17 protein-coding genes are annotated in these 17,044 nt (G+C 66.6%); 1 reads left to right on the top strand and 16 read right to left on the bottom strand.

What is annotated here, in order from left to right; genetic code table 11:
- The 10 genes from AC07NY_RS25300 to AC07NY_RS25255 all read right to left on the bottom strand — a co-directional run.
- Positions 1–1,341, bottom strand: a 1,341-nt coding sequence (locus AC07NY_RS25300) for a DNA translocase FtsK (protein WP_494586032.1), incomplete at its 3' end; no start/stop codon positions are given.
- A 125-nt stretch (positions 1,342–1,466) separates the two neighbouring features.
- A complete protein-coding gene (gene ccoS / locus AC07NY_RS25295; protein WP_494586031.1) occupies positions 1,467–1,640 on the bottom strand; it encodes a cbb3-type cytochrome oxidase assembly protein CcoS in 174 nt (57 codons plus the stop codon).
- Entirely contained in the window at positions 1,637–3,835 is a 2,199-nt protein-coding gene (locus tag AC07NY_RS25290; RefSeq protein ID WP_494586030.1) for a heavy metal translocating P-type ATPase, read from the bottom strand. The genes ccoS and AC07NY_RS25290 overlap by 4 nt, the downstream gene beginning before the upstream one ends.
- 1 nt (position 3,836) lies before the next feature.
- A complete protein-coding gene (locus AC07NY_RS25285; protein WP_494586029.1) occupies positions 3,837–4,358 on the bottom strand; it encodes a FixH family protein in 522 nt (173 codons plus the stop codon).
- A 20-nt stretch (positions 4,359–4,378) separates the two neighbouring features.
- Positions 4,379–5,803, bottom strand: a complete 1,425-nt coding sequence (ccoG, locus tag AC07NY_RS25280; RefSeq protein ID WP_494586035.1) for a cytochrome c oxidase accessory protein CcoG — start codon at positions 5,801–5,803, stop codon at positions 4,379–4,381.
- A 31-nt stretch (positions 5,804–5,834) separates the two neighbouring features.
- Positions 5,835–6,722, bottom strand: coding sequence for a cytochrome-c oxidase, cbb3-type subunit III (gene ccoP / locus AC07NY_RS25275; protein ID WP_494586028.1), 888 nt, complete (start codon positions 6,720–6,722; stop codon positions 5,835–5,837).
- A gap of 2 nt (positions 6,723–6,724) precedes the next feature.
- Positions 6,725–6,880, bottom strand: a complete 156-nt coding sequence (locus tag AC07NY_RS25270; protein WP_055728507.1) for a cbb3-type cytochrome oxidase subunit 3 — start codon at positions 6,878–6,880, stop codon at positions 6,725–6,727.
- 11 nt (positions 6,881–6,891) lie between these two features.
- Positions 6,892–7,656 carry a cytochrome-c oxidase, cbb3-type subunit II gene (gene ccoO, locus AC07NY_RS25265; RefSeq protein WP_494586027.1) on the bottom strand — a complete coding sequence of 255 codons (765 nt, stop codon included), beginning with the start codon at positions 7,654–7,656 and terminating at the stop codon, positions 6,892–6,894.
- A gap of 12 nt (positions 7,657–7,668) precedes the next feature.
- A complete protein-coding gene (gene ccoN / locus AC07NY_RS25260; protein ID WP_494586034.1) occupies positions 7,669–9,282 on the bottom strand; it encodes a cytochrome-c oxidase, cbb3-type subunit I in 1,614 nt (537 codons plus the stop codon).
- 182 nt (positions 9,283–9,464) lie between these two features.
- Positions 9,465–10,121 carry a helix-turn-helix domain-containing protein gene (locus tag AC07NY_RS25255; RefSeq protein WP_494586026.1) on the bottom strand — a complete coding sequence of 219 codons (657 nt, stop codon included), beginning with the start codon at positions 10,119–10,121 and terminating at the stop codon, positions 9,465–9,467.
- 217 nt (positions 10,122–10,338) lie between these two features.
- Here AC07NY_RS25255 and AC07NY_RS25250 point away from each other — a divergent pair, with 217 nt between their 5' ends.
- Positions 10,339–10,812 (top strand): hypothetical protein, encoded by a 474-nt coding sequence (locus AC07NY_RS25250; RefSeq protein ID WP_492287895.1) that lies wholly within the window; start codon positions 10,339–10,341, stop codon positions 10,810–10,812.
- 28 nt (positions 10,813–10,840) lie between these two features.
- On the opposite strand, the gene AC07NY_RS25245 is transcribed toward AC07NY_RS25250, so the two are convergent.
- From AC07NY_RS25245 to AC07NY_RS25220, 6 genes are all read right to left on the bottom strand, one after another.
- Complete coding sequence (locus tag AC07NY_RS25245; protein ID WP_494586025.1) at positions 10,841–11,560, bottom strand: ribonuclease activity regulator RraA; 720 nt, start codon at positions 11,558–11,560, stop codon at positions 10,841–10,843.
- A gap of 134 nt (positions 11,561–11,694) precedes the next feature.
- The gene (locus AC07NY_RS25240) at positions 11,695–12,612 is read right to left on the bottom strand and encodes a dihydrodipicolinate synthase family protein (protein ID WP_494586024.1); all 918 of its coding nucleotides are present in this window, start codon (positions 12,610–12,612) and stop codon (positions 11,695–11,697) included.
- A gap of 33 nt (positions 12,613–12,645) precedes the next feature.
- Complete coding sequence (locus AC07NY_RS25235; protein ID WP_494586023.1) at positions 12,646–14,157, bottom strand: tripartite tricarboxylate transporter permease; 1,512 nt, start codon at positions 14,155–14,157, stop codon at positions 12,646–12,648.
- A gap of 18 nt (positions 14,158–14,175) precedes the next feature.
- Positions 14,176–14,664, bottom strand: coding sequence for a tripartite tricarboxylate transporter TctB family protein (locus tag AC07NY_RS25230; RefSeq protein ID WP_494586022.1), 489 nt, complete (start codon positions 14,662–14,664; stop codon positions 14,176–14,178).
- 171 nt (positions 14,665–14,835) lie between these two features.
- Positions 14,836–15,831 carry a Bug family tripartite tricarboxylate transporter substrate binding protein gene (locus AC07NY_RS25225; protein WP_494586021.1) on the bottom strand — a complete coding sequence of 332 codons (996 nt, stop codon included), beginning with the start codon at positions 15,829–15,831 and terminating at the stop codon, positions 14,836–14,838.
- 70 nt (positions 15,832–15,901) lie between these two features.
- Positions 15,902–16,936, bottom strand: a complete 1,035-nt coding sequence (locus AC07NY_RS25220) for a 4-hydroxythreonine-4-phosphate dehydrogenase PdxA (RefSeq protein ID WP_494586020.1) — start codon at positions 16,934–16,936, stop codon at positions 15,902–15,904.
- Positions 16,937–17,044: the final 108 nt, after the last annotated feature.

Below are 17,044 nucleotides of genomic sequence, written 5' to 3'. Positions count from 1 at the left end.
GCCGATCGCGTTCTTGCCCTGCACCACCGCAACGCGCGCCGACACCGCACTCATCGAACGCGCGATGTCGTCAGCCAAGGAGATCACGCGGGAACTCTTGATGCCGGGAGCGGGCTCCAGTTCATACAAGGTGACGACCGGCCCCGGGCAGGCCTGGACGATCTCGCCACGGATGTTGAAGTCTTCCAGCACGCCTTCCAGCAGGCCGGCGTTCTGCTGGAGCATCTCGACCGGCATGGTCTCGGCCTGCTCCTGCGGCGGCTCGGCCAAGAACTCGATCGGCGGGAGCTGGAAGCCGGCATCCTGCACGACCGGCAGTTCGACGAGGCGAAGCTTGGCCCGGAACGGGGTGACCTTGGCGGATTCGACCGCGACCGGCTCGGGACGGACGGCTTCAGGCTTGGCGGCCTCGGGCTGAACGGGTTTGGGCAGAACAGGCTTGGGCTCGACCGGAGGCCGGGTGCGGCGCGCCAACGGCACGCCGGGCTTTGCCGCAATCACGGGTTCGCTCGTGATCGGAGCCTCGTCCTCGACCACAGGCGCCTCAGTGGCCGGCATTTGCCAAGACGGCGTCGCGATCTGGAAGCTCACCTGATAGCTCTGCCCCCAGCCGAATCCAGACCAGGCCGGCGCAACGACCGGAGCCTTCATCGCGAGCGGCGCGGCCGAGCGCATGGCGACTTGCGGCTCTTCGACAGCCATGACCGGGGCATAGGCCGTCGCTTCCGCCGTCATCGAGGGAGAAGCGGGATCGAACGCGAAATCGGCATCGTCGCGCTCAGCCTCGGGCACGCATTCCCAGAAGGCGTGATCCGAGATGAAATCGAGCGGCGTCGCGACATCCTGCTCCGGGTAGGCAGCGATCTCCGCAAGGGCGTCGAAACCCATTCCTGCGGGCTGCATCTCGTCGACAAAGGCGTTCTCATCCGCATCGAAGGTGAGCTCGACATCAGCCGGCTCGTCCATGACGGGTTCAGGCATCGGCTCGGCACTGGGCGCGCCCCAGACCTGCCGGATCAGGTGGTCAGGCGTGCGCCAGAAGCGGACGCGGCTTTCCCCCGGAACAGGAGCGTCCGGAGACAGGCTGATGTCGAAACGCTGCCCGAGGACCGGCGAGGCGGAGAGCTCCCGCTCGGCCTGAGCGAGCTTGCGCTGCGCATCGACGGAGCGCGAGGGCCGGACATAGGTCGGCCAGAGACTGGACGATGCCGGCTCGTTGCGAAGCGGCTCTGCGACAGCGGTTTCCGGGGTTGCGGATAGTGCGGTCTGCTGTGGTTGAGCGAGGCGATGATCCTCGGAAACGACGGCGTTCGCGCGGCGGAGACGATCCAGTTTTTGCATGGGCTTAGGCGAACACTACGCTTCGTTAACCTGAAACCCAGTCCTAGCCCGGCAGGGTTAAGAGACCGTTCCGGCAGTCTCCTTTTCGGTGTCCGAAGCTGGCGCGCTCAAGCTCCCTGCGACGATCAGAGCACTTCTTTTTCCGGCACGTTCCTTGTCGCATCGTCGTCCTGGAGAACGCGCCAGGCGGCGCCTTCTAGATCGGCGAACTGGCCCGATCTCATGCACCAGAAGAAGGCGCCAAGCCCGAGCAGGCCGAGCCCGAGCGCGAGCGGAAACAGGATCACGATGATGTTCATGCCTCTGCCTCCGGCGATGCCTTGCGGCCACGTGCGCGCAGAGCATTCAGGGTCACCACCAGCGACGAGCCCGACATGGCGACGGCGGCGACCAGCGGCGTCGCCAGCCCGGCAATCGCGATCGGCACCGCCACCGCATTGTAGAGCACGGCGAACCAGAGGTTCTGCAGCATCAGCCCGCGCGCCTTGTGGGCGATGCCGAGCGCCGCCGCGACGGGCGCGAGACTGTCTCCGAGGAAGACGATATCCGCCGCCGCCTGCGCGAGATGGGTGGCGCTGACCGGCGAGAGCGAGACATGCGCGCCTGCCAAGGCCGGCGCGTCGTTGAGCCCGTCTCCGACCATCAGCACCTTGCGACCGTTCGCCGCCATGCTGTCGAGAAGGTTGAGCTTGTCGGCCGGCAGCAGCCCGGCCTGGACATGCGCAATGCCGAGCGCGGCCGCGATCGGCGCGACCGCTTCCGGCCGGTCGCCGGAGAGGATCGCGATCTCCAGACCTGCCGCGCGCAAAGCGTCGATCGTCGCGCGCGCATCAGGGCGCAGGCTCTGCCCGAGTGCCAGAACGGTGCGGTAGCTGCCGTGGCGATAGGCGATCAGCGAGGCGCCGGGATGAAGCGCCTTGACCGAAACCGCCTCGGCTTCGGCATCGCAAAAGGCAATGCTGCCAAGGCGCTGCTCATCAGCGCCCTCGCCGGCCGACAGGCCGTGTCCGCGCTCCTCGCGAACATCGGTCCTTGCGGAGATGCTGCCAAGTGCGCGGGCCAAGGCTTGCGCCAACGGGTGGGTGCTGGCCGCCGCCAGCGCGCCGATCTCGGCCCGCCGCTCGGCCGGCAGCGCCCCGGGATTGAGGATATCGGGCTCCGGCAGGGTCAGCGTGCCCGTCTTGTCGCAGACGGCGATATCGGCCTCGGCGAGGCGCTCCAGTGCATCGCCCTCCTTGAGCATGATCTTGCGCTTGAACAGGGCGGAAGCCGCCACGACTTGCACGGCAGGAATCGCGAGGCCGAGTGCGCAGGGGCAGGTGATGATCAGCACGGTGGCGGCGATCAGCAAGGCCTCCGGCCAGGCGAGCCCCCAAACGAGCCAGCCGAGGAAGGTCGCGGCTGCCAGCGTATGGACCACCGGCGCATAGAGCCGCGCCGCCCGGTCCGACAAATGGACATAGCGCGAGCGGCTGCCGACGGCCTGATTCATCAGCCGGTCGATCTCGTCGAGCAGCGTGCCCTGGCCTGCGGCCTCGACACGGATGGTCAGGGCGCCGGTGAGGTTCAACGTGCCGGCATGGACGCGCTCGCCCTGCCCGATCGCGGCTGGCGCGGTCTCGCCGGTGACGAGGCTTTGATCGAGCTCGGAGCGGCCGGTCTCGATGATACCATCGACCGAGACGCGCTCGCCCGGGCGGACGAGGACGCGGTCGCCGGGCACGATCGCGGCGATCGGCGTGATCATCCAGTTGCCGTCGTCAGTGAGGCGGGTCGCGGTCTCGGCCTTGAGCGCCGCGAGATTGCCGGCGAGATCGCGGGTGCGGCGGCGCATGAGCTGGTCGAGATAGCGCCCGATCAGCAGGAAGAAGAGCAGCATCACCACGCCATCGAAATAGGCGTGGCGGCCATGGGTCCAGGTTTCCGCGACCGACATGACGAGCGCCAGCACGACGCCGATGGTGATCGGCACGTCCATGTTGACCGCGCCGGCCTTCAGGGCGCGCAGCGCGCTCTCGAAGAAGGGCCGGCCGGCATAGGCCGCCGTCGGCAAGGCGATCAGCGCCGAGAGCCAGTGGAAGAAGTCGCGCGTCGTCGGATCGATATCGCCGCTATTGCCGGCCCAGACGGCAACCGAGAGCAGCATGATGTTCATCGAGGCGAAGCCGGCGACGCCGAGCCGGCGCATCAGGCTGCGCTCCTCGATGGCAGCGCCATCCTCCTGCCGCTCGGCCACGAAGGGATAGGCCTTGAAGCCGAGCGCGCCGAGCTTGTCGACGACCGCCTCCGGTCGCAGCAGCGCCTCGCGCCATTCGACAGAGACGCGTTTCAGGGCGAGATTGACGCGGGCGCCGAGGATGGCCGGCTCGCGGCCGAGCCCGCTCTCGATCGCCTGCATGCAGCCGGCGCAGCGGATGCCGTCGACCGCCAGTTCCATGCTGGCGATGCCGCCATCGCGATGACGCACGAAGACCGAGAGATCCTGCGCTGCCATCTTACGTCTCCGGCAGGATGATGCGGCTGCGGGAGACGAAAACGACCTCCTCGCCGCGCTTCGCCTGCAGCTCCAGTATCCAGGAACCGGCCTCGACACGGTCGAGATCGGCCTCGTAGCGACCGGGCTGGCGCTCGTTCAGCGTGACGGCGTGGTCGCGTGCGGAGGTGGCGGGATGACGCAGGCGCGCCGTTGCCGTGAAGCCGGAGAGAGGTCGGCCGGCGCGGTCCACCAGGGTGACGCCGAGCGCGGCGCCCTCGCCTTGCCGGGCGAGCGCGACCGCCGCCTTCCAGCCGCGCGCATCGCGCGCGTGCTGGCGGGCGATCTCCTCGTTGAAATGCTGGCTGGTCTCATAGGCGCTGCGCGTCTCGACACCCGGCATGGTGCGAAGCGCCACGGTGAGGATGGTCGCATTGACCGAAACGATGACGCCGAAGAACAGCACCAGCATCGCCGCGACCATTCCCCCGGTCAGCTTGAAGGGGCGGCGCGGGCGCGGGGCGGCAGGGATGTCGCAGGACATCAGGAAAACTCCGCAGCAGCTCATGGTTTGGCTCCGGGCGCCATGAAGTGATCGGCCGCGCGCACGGTCTCCCCGGCGAAGAGATCGGAAGCGGTGATGGTGACGGCCTGCGACGCTTCCAGCGGCACGCCGGCCGGCACGGTGACGAGCACGCGCACCTCGCGCGAGGCATCCGGATCGACGGTCACGACCGGCCTGACATCGGCCGTCGGCGCCACGCCGACGGCCTCGATGCGGATGCCGGGCAAGCCGTCGACGGTCAGCGCGAAGGGACGGGTTTCCGGGCGCTTGTTGAGCAGCCGGACCGCGTAGGCATTGCGGATCGAGCCGTCGCGCAATGTGACGAAGAGCGGCGCGCGCTCGTGCAGCACCGAGATATCGGCGGTGCGGCGCGTCGCGAGCTGCCAGAGCATGGCGCCGCCAACGACCACGATCAGCGCCGCATAGATCGCCGTGCGGACCCGGAACGGGCGGTAGATCGCCTTCAGGCCGGCCATCCGCCGCTTGACGTTGGTCTCGGTGTCATAGGCGATCAAGCGCTTGGGGCGATCGACCTTGGCCATGACGGTGTCGCAAGCGTCGATGCAAAGCCCGCACTGGATGCAGTCGAGCTGGGCGCCGTCGCGGATGTCGATGCCGACAGGGCAGACCGCGACGCATTGATGGCAATCGATGCAATCGCCCGCCGGCGCGCCCTGCGCCTTCAGCCTCAAGCCCTGCTTGACCGAGACGCGCGGCTCGCCGCGGTCGTAGCGATAGGTAACGTTGAGCGCCTCGTCGTCGGTCAATGCCGCCTGGATGCGTGGCCAGGGGCACATGAACTTGCAGACCTGCTCGCGCATGATGCCGGCGAGCGTATAGGTCGTGAAGGTCAGGATCGCGATCCAGACATAGGCCGAGAGTGGCGCGGTGAAGGTCGCGAGTTCGCGCACCAGCGTCGGTGCATCGGCGAAATAGAGCACCCAGGCGCCGCCGGTCCACCAGGCGATGATGATCCAGACCGCGTGCTTGGCGCTCTTGCGCCAGAGCTTGTCCGCGCTCCACGGAGCCTCGTCGAGACGCATGCGCTCGCGCCGGTCGCCCTCGAAGAAGCGCTCGACGGCGAGGAAAAGGTCGGTCCAGACCGTCTGCGGGCAGAGATAGCCGCACCAGACCCGGCCGGCGACCGCGTTCATCAGGAAGAGCGCGAAGGAAGCCAGGATCAGCAGGCCGGTGAAGTAGTAGACCTCCTGCGGCCAGATCTCGATGAAGAAGAAGTAGAAGCGTCCATTGGCGATATCGGCCAGCACCGCCTGGTTCGGCAAGTGCGGGCCGCGATCCCAGCGCAGGAACGGCAGCAGGTAGTAGATGCCGAGGCACAGGAAGAGGATCGCCCATTTCGCGCGCCGGAACGGGCCGGACACGCTCTGCGGATAGACCTTCGCCGACGCCGCGAAGAGCGGCATGTCGTCGGGATCGGCCCCGGCCGTGCTCACGCTACTGCCCTCCCCCGAGCGAGTGGACGTAGACGGTCAGCGCCTTGAGCGTGGTCTCGTCGAGGCGCCCGCCCCAGGCCGGCATCACGCCATTGCGGCTGTTGGCGATGGTCTCGGTGAGCGAGGCCATGTCCATGCCGTAGAGGCTGATCGCATCGGTGAGGTTCGGCGCACCCATCTCCGCATTGCCCTTGCCAGCCTCGCCATGGCAGGCGGCGCAATTATCGGCGAAGAGCTTGCGGCCAAGCTCGAGATTGGCCTTGGGCTCGGTCGAAAGGCCGGCAAGCTCGCGGACATGGTTGGCGACGGCGACGATCTCGTCGCGCTTGAGCATGCCGTCGCGACCGAAGGCCGGCATCTGGCTCACCCGCGTCTCGTCCTGGCCGGCAACGCGGATGCCGTGGCGCAGGGTCTGCATGATCGCGTCGAGCGAGCCGCCCCAGAGCCAGTCGTCGTCGTTGAGGTTCGGATAGCCCTTGGCACCGGCGCCACCGACACCATGGCAAGCGGCGCAGTTGTCGCCGAAGGCGGCCTTGCCCTGCGCCATCGCGATCTGGAACAGGGTCGGATCGGCCTTGATCTGCGCCGGCGTGGCCTCCGCCATGCCGGCAGCCTGGACGGCGCGCTGCGCCTTCAACTGCGCCATGTCGGCGCTGATATCGGCCCGGCTGGCATAGCCGATCAAGCCCTTAGTGGTGTCGGTCAGCAGCGGCCAGGCCGGGTAGACGACCCAGTAGCCGATCGACCAGACGATGGTGGCGTAGAAGATGCCGAGCCACCAGCGTGGCAGCGGGGTGTTGAGTTCGCGAATGCCGTCCCACTCATGGCCGGTCGTGGCGATGCCGGTATGAGGGTCGATATGCGGGGCGTCGTGGTTCTTCTGGTCCATGATCAGTCCTCGCGCAGCGGATTGAGCGCGGCTTGCTCGAAGCGGGCGCGGTTCTTCGGCCAGAAGGCGTAGACGCAGACGCCGAGGAAGACGGCGACGAAGTAGAGAAGGCCGACGGACTGGGCGAAGCCGGCAAGCCAGTGATAGGTCGTTTGCATGGCAGCCTCGCTCAGCGGATGTTGGCCTTGTCGTCGTAGAGCTTGAAGTCGACGAGCGTGCCGAGCGCCTGGAGATAGGCGATCAGGGCGTCGGCCTCGGTGATGCGCTGCGGATCGCCGTCGAAATCGCGGGACTGCGCCTTGGGGTAGCGCTTCTCCAGATCGGACTGGCCGGGATGGTCCGGCGTCGCCTGCGCCTTCAGGTCGCTCTGCGCCTGAGCGATCATCGCGTCGCTATAGGGCACGCCGCCGGCGCGGTTGGCCCGCACTTCGTCGGCGATGTCGCCGTATTTCAGCTCGGTCTTCGCCAGGAAGGGATAGCCGGGCATGATCGATTGCGGGACGACCGCACGCGGTTCGGCCAGATGCGCCCGCTGCCACTCGTCGGAATATTTGCCGCCGACGCGGGCGAGGTCCGGCCCGGTGCGCTTGGAGCCCCATTGGAAGGGCTTGTCGTACATGCTCTCGGCCGCGAGCGAGTAATGCCCGTAGCGTTCGACCTCGTCACGCAGCGGCCGGATCATCTGGCTGTGGCAGTTGTAGCAGCCCTCGCGGACATAGATCGCCCGGCCGGCGAGCTCGAGCGGGGTGTAGGGGCGCATGCCCTGCACGGTCTCGATCGTGTTCTTCAGGTAGAACAGCGGTGCGATCTCGACGAGACCGCCGATCGAGATCACCAGCAGCGTGCCGAGGACCAGGACGATCGAGTTGGTCTCGAAGATCTTGTGCTTGGCCCAGAGCGATTTGCGCGCGGGCTTGTGTTCGATGCTCGTCATTCTGGAAGCTCCTCAGACGGCCATGGCCAGCGGCGCTGGCGCCTCGTCGGTGCGCGGCATCTCGGCCGCACTCTCGGAGCGCACGGTCATCCAGAGATTGAAGGCCATGATCAGCGCGCCGAGCAGGAAGAGCGCGCCGCCCAATGCGCGGATCACGTAGAAGGGATGCATCGCCGCGACGGTCTCGATGAAGGAATATTCGAGGAAGCCGAGCGCGGTGTAGGCGCGCCACATCAGGCCCTGGAGGATGCCGGAGACCCACATCGCGCAGATGTAGAAGACGATGCCGAGCGTCGAGATCCAGAAATGCCAGCTCACCAGCTTGAGCGAGTAGAGCCCCCGACGGTTCCAGAGCCAGGGCACAAGGCAGTAGATCGCGCCGAAGGAGATGTAGGCGACCCAGCCGAGCGCGCCGGCATGGACGTGGCCGATGGTCCAGTCGGTATAATGCGACAGGCCGTTGACCGCCTTGATCGACATCAGCGGCCCCTCGAAGGTGGCCATGCCGTAGAAGGCGAGCGAGACCACCATCATCCGCAGCACGGGGTCGGTGCGCAGCCGGTCCCAGGCCCCGGACAGGGTCATGATGCCGTTGATCATGCCGCCCCAGGAAGGCATCCACAGCATGATCGAGAAGGTCATGCCCAGCGTCTGCGCCCAATCGGGCAGCGCGGTGTAGTGGAGATGGTGGGGGCCGGCCCAGATATAGATGAAGATCAGCGCCCAGAAGTGGATGATCGAGAGCCGGTAGCTGTAGATCGGCCGCTCCGCGCGCTTGGGCACGAAGTAGTACATGATCGCGAGGAAGCCGGCGGTGAGGAAGAAGCCGACCGCGTTATGGCCGTACCACCACTGGAACATCGCATCCTGCACGCCCGACCAGAGGCCGTAGGAGCGCGGCGACAGAAGCGAGACCGGCACGGCGACGTTGTTGCCGATATGCAGGACCGCGATGGTCAGGATGAAGCCGAGATAAAACCAGTTCGCCACATAGATATGCGGCTCCCGGCGCTTCATCACCGTGCCCAGGAAGACCAGGAGATAGACGACCCAGACGATGGTCAGCCAGAGGTCGGCATACCATTCCGGCTCGGCGTATTCCTTGCCCTGGGTGATGCCCAGCAGGTAGCCGGTGCCGGCAATGACGATGAAGAAGTTGTAGCCGAGCACGACGAACCAGGGCGACAGCGTGCCGGCCAGCCGCGCGCGGCAGGTGCGCTGCACGACGTAGAAGGACGTGCCGATCAGCACGTTGCCGCCGAAGGCGAAGATCACCGCCGAGGTGTGCAGCGGCCGCAGGCGCCCGAAATTGATCCAGGGCAGGTCGAAATTGAGAGCCGGGAAGGCAAGCTGGAGCGCGATGATGAGGCCGACGGCGAAGCCGGCGATGCCCCAGACCATGGCGGCCACGGTCGCGAACTTGACCGGCTCCATGTTGTAGTTGGGCTTGCCGTCGACTTCCTGCGGCTCGACCGCAACGCTGCCGTCGAAGCAGCGGTTGGCGATCAGGATGATGCCGACGACGGAAGCCAGGACGCCGAGCATGGCGTGGAAGGCGTAGCCGGAATTCTCGGTCAGCGCCGCGATGATGATCAGGGGCAGCACGCAGGCCGCCGCGATCAGCATCCCCAACAATTCGCCGACCGTCGCCTGCCTGACAGGGCTTGCCGTTGCCGTCACCTTCTGACCCCGCTTCGTCGCCGGCGCATGAGCGCGCCATTCGCGTGAGACTTAGCGAGCGTGGGACGGAGGGGCGTTGATTCAGGTCAAGGGCGGCGGCGCGCCGGGTGCGGCGCCGCGGCGCAGGCTCAGGCCGCGACGGCGCTCATGCGCTCGGGGTTCATCACGCGCACACCGCCCGGGACGATCAGGATCGTCTTGTCCTTGGCGAGGCGGGTGAAGGTGCGGCTGACGGTCTCGATGGTCAGGCCGAGGAAGTCCGCGATGTCCTGCCGTGTCATCGGCAGGGGCACGGTGACCGAGGGCTTTCCGAGGCGCGCCCAGCGCTGCTGCATGCCGAGCAGGAAGCAGATCAGCTTCTCCTCGGCGGTGCGCCGGCCAAGCAGCATCATCTGCTCATGGGCGAGCGTCAGCTCATGTGTCGCGAATTCGTGCAGGCGCTTCAGCAGATGCGGCTTGGCGTCGACCAGCGCGGTATAGGCGCCACGCGAGAAGGCGCAGGCCGAGACCTCGCCGATGGCATCGGCCGAGAAGCCATAGGCATCGCGCATCGCGAGCCCGAGGAAGTCGCCCGGCAGCGCGAAGCCGACCACCTGACGGCGACCGTCGGAGAGAAGCTTGTAGAGGCGCACGACGCCGGCCGTGACATTGTAGACCGAATGCGCCTCGCGCGCCTGCGTGAACAGCGTCTCGCCCGAGGCGAAATGCGTGGGGTGCGCCAGCGATTCCAGCAGCGCCAGCTCGTCGTCGGAGAGCGACGCGCAGACGCTGACAAGACGCACCATGCAGCTGCGGCAATTGCCTTCACCACGGTGCGCAGCGCTACAGGCCGAAGGATGACAGTTCACGATCGCATCTTCCCACTTATCGGAAAGACCATAACCGAGGCTGGCAAGGTCACAAAGCACGCTCGCCGCCAGAGCCCGCGAAATTGATCCAGATCAATGCGACGACAGGCCTCACGCAACCACCGTGCGCCCCTGAATTCGGGAGAAACCGCACGTGACGGGCGATGATATCTTCGAGGTCGCGCGCATCGCGCCGGCCGGCGCCGACACGGTCTTCAACCTCGTCGCCATGCTGCATCCGGAGGTGACGCCGGAGGGCTGGGCCGAGTTCGTGCGCGACCATTCGCAGGATGGCGTAAGGCCACGCGGCGTCTTCGCGTTGCGCGACGCACGCGCCATGCCGCACGCCGTCTTCACCTTCCGCGTCGCGCAGACGATCGCGGGCGGGGCCGCGCTGGAAATCTCGGAACTCGCGATGCTCCGGCTGCCGGGCACGCATCTGGTCAACGCGCTGCTGCGCTTCGCCAACCAGCTTGCGGTCGAGCTCGACCTGCCGCGGATCGCGATCTCGCTGGAGCGCTCGGCCGCCTGGCCGCAAGACCATGACGCGCTCCAGCGCTCGGGCTTCCAGATCGACCGGATGATGGTGCTGGGCCGGGCGCAGCTGGCGCCGACAGCCCCCAATTGACCTGCCTCAAACCGGCAGGCCGCCCCGATCAGCGACCGTTGGCCTTCCGCCAGGCCGCGAAATCGACCTTGGTCTGCTCCTCGGTCGCCGGATAGAGGCCGAGGATCGAGCGGCCCTTGAGGACCTCCTCGGTGACGAAATCCTCGAAAGCGGTCATCTCGACGGCCTCAGTCGCGACTTCGTCGGCGAGATGAGCGGGGATGACGATGACGCCCTCGGCATCGCCGACCACGACATCGCCCGGGAAAACCGCGACATCGCCGCAGCCGATCGGCACGTTGATGTCGATTGCCTGATGCAGGGTGAGGTTGGTCGGGGAGGACGGGCGGTTGTGATAGGTCGGGAAGGGCAATCCCGCGATCTCGTAGGAATCGCGAAAACCGCCATCCGTGACGACGCCGGCGACGCCGCGCTTCATCAGGCGTGAGACGAGGATGCCGCCGGCCGAGGCCGCGCGCGCGTCCTTGCGGCTGTCGATCACCATCACAGCGCCGGGCGGGCAATCCTCGACAGCCTTGCGCTGCGGATGGGCACGGTCCTGGAACACGGAAAGCTGGTTCAGATCCTCGCGCGCCGGGATGTAGCGGAGCGTGAAGGCCTCGCCGACCATGGTGCCAACACCGGGATTGAGCGGGCGGACATCCTGGATGAACTGGTTGCGCAGGCCACGCTTGAACAGCGCCGTGCAGAGCGTGGCCACGGAGACCGTGCGCAGCTTCTCGCGGGTTTCCGGCTTGAGACTGGGCATGCGTTCACCTTCCGACGTCCGTGGATCCCCGCCGGGCGGCAGGCAAGGGAGAGGTTCCCGCGATCCGCCCCGCTTTGTAAAGGCAGCGTGGGACGCGAAAAACGCAACCCCGCCCCTGCCCGCCGGGATATCGCTTACTTGCCCCAGCGCAGCGCCAGCGGATCGAGCTCACGCGCGAGTTCGATCAGGCCCTCGCGCGTCTTCGGATGCAGCGGCGTCAGCGGATGGCGCACGGCCTCCGACTTGATCACGCCGCCCTCCTTCATCACCGCCTTGGCCGAGCGCAGGCCGCATTGGCGGTTCTCGTAGTTGATGATCGGCAGGACGCGGGCATAGAGCGCCGCCGCGTGCTTGCGGTCACCCGCGGCATGGGCGGCGAGAATCGGCTTGATCAGGTCCGGAATCATCGCCGAGGTCATGGTGCCGGTCGCGCCGGCATCGAGATCGGCCATCAGCGTGATCGCCTCCTCGCCGTCGAAGGGACCGACCACGGCGTCGCCGCCGGCCTCGATCAGCGCGCGCAGCTTGCCCGCCGTACCGGGCACCTCGATCTTGAAATAGCGGACGAGCGGGACCTCCTTCGCCAGCCGGATCATGAAGGGCACAGTCATGGTCACGCCGGAGAGCGGCGCGTCCTGCAGGATGATCGGGATACCGCAGGCGTCAGCGACCGCCTTGAAATGCTCGATCATGCCCTGTTCGTCAGCCTTGAGCAGCGCGCCATGATAGGGCGGCATCATCATCAACATCTTGGCGCCGGCATCGGCTGCCGCCTTGGCACGGGCTGCGGCGATGCGGGTCGAGAAATGCGAAGTCGTGACGATAACGGGCACGCGGCCTGCGACCTGCTCCAGCGAGAGCCGCATCACCTGGTCGCGCTCCTCGTCGGTGAGCAGGAACTGCTCCGAGAAATTGGCGAGGATGCAGATGCCGTCGACGCCCTGGTCGACCATCAGGTCCATGACGCGCCGGTTGCCCTCGACATCGAGGTCGCCGTTGTCGTGGAAGATGGTCGGCGCGATCGGCAGGATGCCCTTGTAGGGTTCGGTCATGGCGTCATCTCGTCGGTGGCGGACAGGAGGAGTTCAGACAGTGCTGGTGGCCTTGGTGCCGCGCAAGCGCCGCGCGACCGAGCCGATCACCGGCATGACCAGCAGCGCGAGGCCGATCGCCATCAGTGTCGAGACCAGCGGGTTCGACCAGAAGATCGAGAGCGAGCCCTGGCTGAAGATCATCGACTGGCGGAAGGCATCCTCCGCCTTGTCGCCGATGACCATGGCGAGCACGAGCGGCGCGATCGGGTAGTCGAGCTTCTTGAAGAGATAGCCGACGAGGCCGAAGGCCAGCGCGAGCCAGATGTCGAACTCCTTGCTCGCGGCGGTGAAGGCGCCGATGAAGCAGATCACCACGATGATCGGCCCGATGATCGAGAAGGGAATGCGCAGGATCGAGGCGAAGAGCGGCACCGTCGCCAGCACGACCACGACCGCGACGAGATTGCCGAGATACATCGAGGCGATCAGGCCCCAGACGAAATCCGGGCGGTCGGTGAAGAGCGTCGGGCCGGGATTGAGGCCCCAGATCATCAGGCCGCCCATCATCACCGCCGCAGTCGCCGAGCCGGGGATGCCGAGCGCCAGCATCGGCAGCATGGCAGCCGAGCCGGCGGCATGGTCCGCCGTCTCCGGCGCGATCACGCCCTCGGGCTCGCCCTTGCCGAACTTGGCGGGGTGGCGCGAGGAGCGCTTGGCCATCGCATAGCTCATGAAGGAGGCGGCCGTGGGCCCACCCGGCGTGATGCCCATCCAGATGCCGATCAGCGAGGAGCGCAGCAGGGCGAGCCAATAGCGCGGCAGCTTCATGGCGGTGCGCAGCACGTCGCCGACGCGGACCTTGGCGGCGACGCCCTCGAATTTCAGCCCCTCCTCCATGGTCAATAGCAACTCGCCGATGCCGAACAGGCCGATGACCGCGATCAGGAAGCTGACACCGGCGAGCAGCACGTCGAACTCGAAGGTCAGCCGCACATTGCCGGAGACCGAGTCCATGCCGATCGTCGCGAGCGCGAAGCCGATCGCCATCGAGACGACGGTCTTGAAGGGCGAAGCGCCGCCCAGCCCGATGAAGCTCGCGAAGGTCATGAAATAGACGGCGAAATATTCGGGCGAAGAGAAGCGCAGCGCGAATTTCGCGACCCAGCCCGAGAGCAGCGTGATCAGGATGACGCCGGCGAGCGCGCCGAAGCCGGCCGAGAGGAAGGCGAAGGAGAGCGCTTCCGTCGCCTTGCCCTGCTTGGCCATCGGGTGGCCGTCGAAGGTCGTCGCGACCGATGAGGGTTCGCCGGGGATGTTGAACAGGATCGACGTGGTCGAGCCGCCGAAGAGCGCGCCCCAGTAGAGCGAGGTCAGCAGGATGATCGCCGAGACCGGGTCCATCGAGAAGGTCAGCGGCAGCAGGAGCGAGACGCCATTGGGCGCGCCGAGCCCGGGCAGGACGCCGACGAGCACGCCGAGCAGCACGCCCGCCATCATCAGCAGGACATGGTGCGTGGTGAGCGCGACCGAGAAGCCGTGCATCAGGTTGGCGATGTTGTCCATGCTGATATCCCCGCCGTCTCAGAGGCCGATGAGCGGCTCGATCGGGCCCTTGAGCAGGCCGATCTGGAAGAATTTCTCGAGCGCGAAATAGAAGAAGGCCGCCGTCACGAAGGCGGTGGCGAGGCTCTGCAGCCAGCCATAGCCGCCCTGGAAGCGCATCGCGAAGACAAGATAGAGGATCGTCGCGACATACATGCCGAGCGTCGCGCTCAGCACCACGAAGGCGACCAGCGGCAAGAGGAAGGCGAGCACGCGCTTGCCGCGCTCGGCGTCGAGAAAGGCCTCCGCGAGCGCTGCCTTGCCGGCGACGCGCTGACCGAGGGTGACCGCGATCGTGCCGAGGCTCGCCAGCGCGATCAGCGCGCCAGCATAGAAGGGAAAGGCGCCGGGCTGAGGGCCGGACGTATCCCAGCCGATGCCGAATTCGAGCGAGCCCTTCACGATGATGAGCCCGAAGACCAGCGTCAGGACGGCCGTCCCGATCTCTGCCCAGAAGCGGGTGATCATGCGGTGGGTTCCTCCTTGCGGGAGCGGCGGGAATGCGCCCCGTCATTCCGGACGCAGCGAAGCGGAGATCCGGAATCCATCGTAAAGCTCAAGCGCCCTTCGATGGATCCCGGGTCGGCCGAAGGCCGCCCGGGATGACATACAGGTTCAGTGTTTTCTCCGGCCAGCCGCTTACTTCGCGACCCAGCCTTCGTTCTCGAAGACCTTCTTGTTCGCCGCCTCGTCCTTGGCGACGAAGTCCGTGAGCTCCTTGCCCTTCATGAATTTGGCGGTCTGGGCGGTGCGCGTCACGAATTCCTGCCATTCCGGCGTCTTGGAGACCTTCTCCAGCAGGCCGGCATAATAGGTCACGGCATCGGCCGGGACATCGGCCGGCAGCCAGACGGTGCGCGGCATCTGGAAGGTCTCCAGCGGCAGGCCCGCTTCCTTGCAGGTCGGGATGTCGCCCCAGCCCTTGCCCTCGAAGACCGGCTCGCCCTTGGCGAGGCGCACCGGCGAGAACACGCAGAGCGGCTTCACCTGCCCGGCCTTCCACTGGCCGATATTCTCGTTGGGGTTGTTGGTATTGGAGTCGATATGGCCGCCGGCGAGCTGCACGGCCGCGGCGCTGCCGCCCTGGAACGGCACATAGATCCATTTCACGCCAGCGGCGTCCTGGATCATCGAGGTCAGGGTCTGGTCGGTGTCCTTCGACTGGCTGCCGCCCATCTTGAAGCCCATCGGCTTGGCCTTGACCGCCTCGATATAGGCCTTGGCGTCGCCATAGGGCGCATCGCCCTTGACCCAGAGCAGGAACTCGTCGAGCGCCAGCGCCGCGACCGGCGTCAGGTCCGAGACCTTGTAGCCGAGCTTGGCGACGTAAGGCAGCAGATAGGCATTGTTGGTGCCGAAGATGACGCGGTTCGGATCGCCCTTAGCGCCCTTGCCGTAGACATAGCCTTCGGCGCCGGAGCCGCCGCCCTTGTTCACCACCACGATCGGCTGCTCGGTGAACTTATGCTTGGTGATGATCGACTGGATGATGCGGGCGAAATTGTCGGTGCCGCCGCCGGCGCCGGAAGTCACGACGAACTCGATCGGCTTGGTCGGCTCCCAGGCCTGCGCGGCACCGATGCCGCCAAGCGCGAGCGCGCCGGCGAACGCAGCCGAAATGGCGATGGTCTTCATGGTTTCTCTCCCTGGGTTCTGATTGTGCGAGGCCGCTCTTGCCGGCGGCTTTGTCGAGAAGGGTTGAGCGTCAGGCGGCGGCGCGGGTCTTGCCCTTTCCGTCCTGGGCCATCTTGATGGCAAGCGCGAGCGCGGCCCGCGTCGCGCCGAGATTGGCGATGCCCTGGCCTGCGATTTCATAAGCCGTGCCATGGGCCGGCGTGCAGATCGGGAAGGGGAAGCCGCCGATCAGGGTGACGCCACGGTCGAAGCCGATCAGCTTCATCGCGATCTGGCCCTGGTCGTGATACATCGTCAGCACGGCGTCGAAATCACCGTTCCTGGCGCGCAGGAAGACGGTGTCCGAGGGGAACGGCCCCTCGACCGTGAAGCCCTTGGCCTTGGCCGCCTTCACCGCCGGCTCGATCGTCTCGATCTCGTCACGGCCGAAATTGCCGCCATCGCCGGCATGGGGATTGATGCCGGCAACCGCGATGCGCGGCGGGTTGAAGCCGGCGGCGCGCAGATTGGCATCGGCCAGCGTCAGCGCCCGCAGGATGCGCTCCTGCGTGATGTTCTGCGCAACCTCGGACAGCGGAATATGCGAGGTGACGCGGGCGTTCCAGAGCTTGTCGAGGATGTTGAACTCGCTCGCCGCGCCCTCGAAGCCGATGGCATCGCGCACGAAGCGGATCTCGTCGTCATAGCCGGGATAGGCGAAGCGCATCGCCGCCTTGTTGAAGGGCGTGAAGAACACCGCATCAGCCTTGCCGGAAGCGGCGAATTGCAAAGCACGGCGGAAATTCTCGGTCGCGGCCTTGCCGCCGGCCAGCGTCGCGGTGCCGCGCTTGAGATCGGCGGGATCGTGGTTCGCGAGATCGACGAAGACCGGCCGGTCGCCGAGCGGCAGCGCCTCGCCATCCTTAACGACCTGGACCTGCGGATCGGCGCCGCCATCCTTGATGCCGAGATCGAGCAGGCGCTTGTCGCCGAACACGACATAGCGGGCCGCGCCGCGCAGATCGGCCTCCGACAAGATGCGCGACGTCAGTTCGGGACTGATGCCGGAGGGATCGCCCATCGCCACGGCGATCACCGGCAAGGCGTCATTCGTCCGCTCATTCATGGCCGCCACTCCGCTGCCTGTCTGTTCCTCTGGCTCCGTTGGCTAACACAGGCGGCTCGAACGCTCAAGTATGCTGTATGCAGCATATCAAAATCGATATACTTATTC

Source organism: Allobosea sp. GW821-FHT09G06, assembly GCF_059416005.1.
Note: the sequence above shows the minus strand (reverse complement) of the source record. Positions and strands in the feature narration are given on the sequence as shown.

Excerpts from the sequence above, each read along its gene's own strand:
- ccoS (WP_494586031.1), bottom strand. The coding sequence starts at position 1,640 with ATGAACATCATCGTGATCCTGTTTCCGCTCGCGCTCGGGCTCGGCCTG.
- AC07NY_RS25290 (WP_494586030.1), bottom strand. The coding sequence starts at position 3,835 with ATGGCAGCGCAGGATCTCTCGGTCTTCGTGCGTCATCGCGATGGCGGC.
- AC07NY_RS25285 (WP_494586029.1), bottom strand. The coding sequence starts at position 4,358 with ATGTCCTGCGACATCCCTGCCGCCCCGCGCCCGCGCCGCCCCTTCAAG.
- ccoG (WP_494586035.1), bottom strand. The coding sequence starts at position 5,803 with ATGCCGCTCTTCGCGGCGTCGGCGAAGGTCTATCCGCAGAGCGTGTCC.
- ccoP (WP_494586028.1), bottom strand. The coding sequence starts at position 6,722 with ATGGACCAGAAGAACCACGACGCCCCGCATATCGACCCTCATACCGGC.
- AC07NY_RS25270 (WP_055728507.1), bottom strand. The coding sequence starts at position 6,880 with ATGCAAACGACCTATCACTGGCTTGCCGGCTTCGCCCAGTCCGTCGGC.
- ccoO (WP_494586027.1), bottom strand. The coding sequence starts at position 7,656 with ATGACGAGCATCGAACACAAGCCCGCGCGCAAATCGCTCTGGGCCAAG.
- ccoN (WP_494586034.1), bottom strand. The coding sequence starts at position 9,282 with ATGCTGATCGCGGCGGCCTGCGTGCTGCCCCTGATCATCATCGCGGCG.
- AC07NY_RS25255 (WP_494586026.1), bottom strand. The coding sequence starts at position 10,121 with ATGGTGCGTCTTGTCAGCGTCTGCGCGTCGCTCTCCGACGACGAGCTG.
- AC07NY_RS25245 (WP_494586025.1), bottom strand. The coding sequence starts at position 11,560 with ATGCCCAGTCTCAAGCCGGAAACCCGCGAGAAGCTGCGCACGGTCTCC.
- AC07NY_RS25240 (WP_494586024.1), bottom strand. The coding sequence starts at position 12,612 with ATGACCGAACCCTACAAGGGCATCCTGCCGATCGCGCCGACCATCTTC.
- AC07NY_RS25235 (WP_494586023.1), bottom strand. The coding sequence starts at position 14,157 with ATGGACAACATCGCCAACCTGATGCACGGCTTCTCGGTCGCGCTCACC.
- AC07NY_RS25230 (WP_494586022.1), bottom strand. The coding sequence starts at position 14,664 with ATGATCACCCGCTTCTGGGCAGAGATCGGGACGGCCGTCCTGACGCTG.
- AC07NY_RS25225 (WP_494586021.1), bottom strand. The coding sequence starts at position 15,831 with ATGAAGACCATCGCCATTTCGGCTGCGTTCGCCGGCGCGCTCGCGCTT.
- AC07NY_RS25220 (WP_494586020.1), bottom strand. The coding sequence starts at position 16,936 with ATGAATGAGCGGACGAATGACGCCTTGCCGGTGATCGCCGTGGCGATG.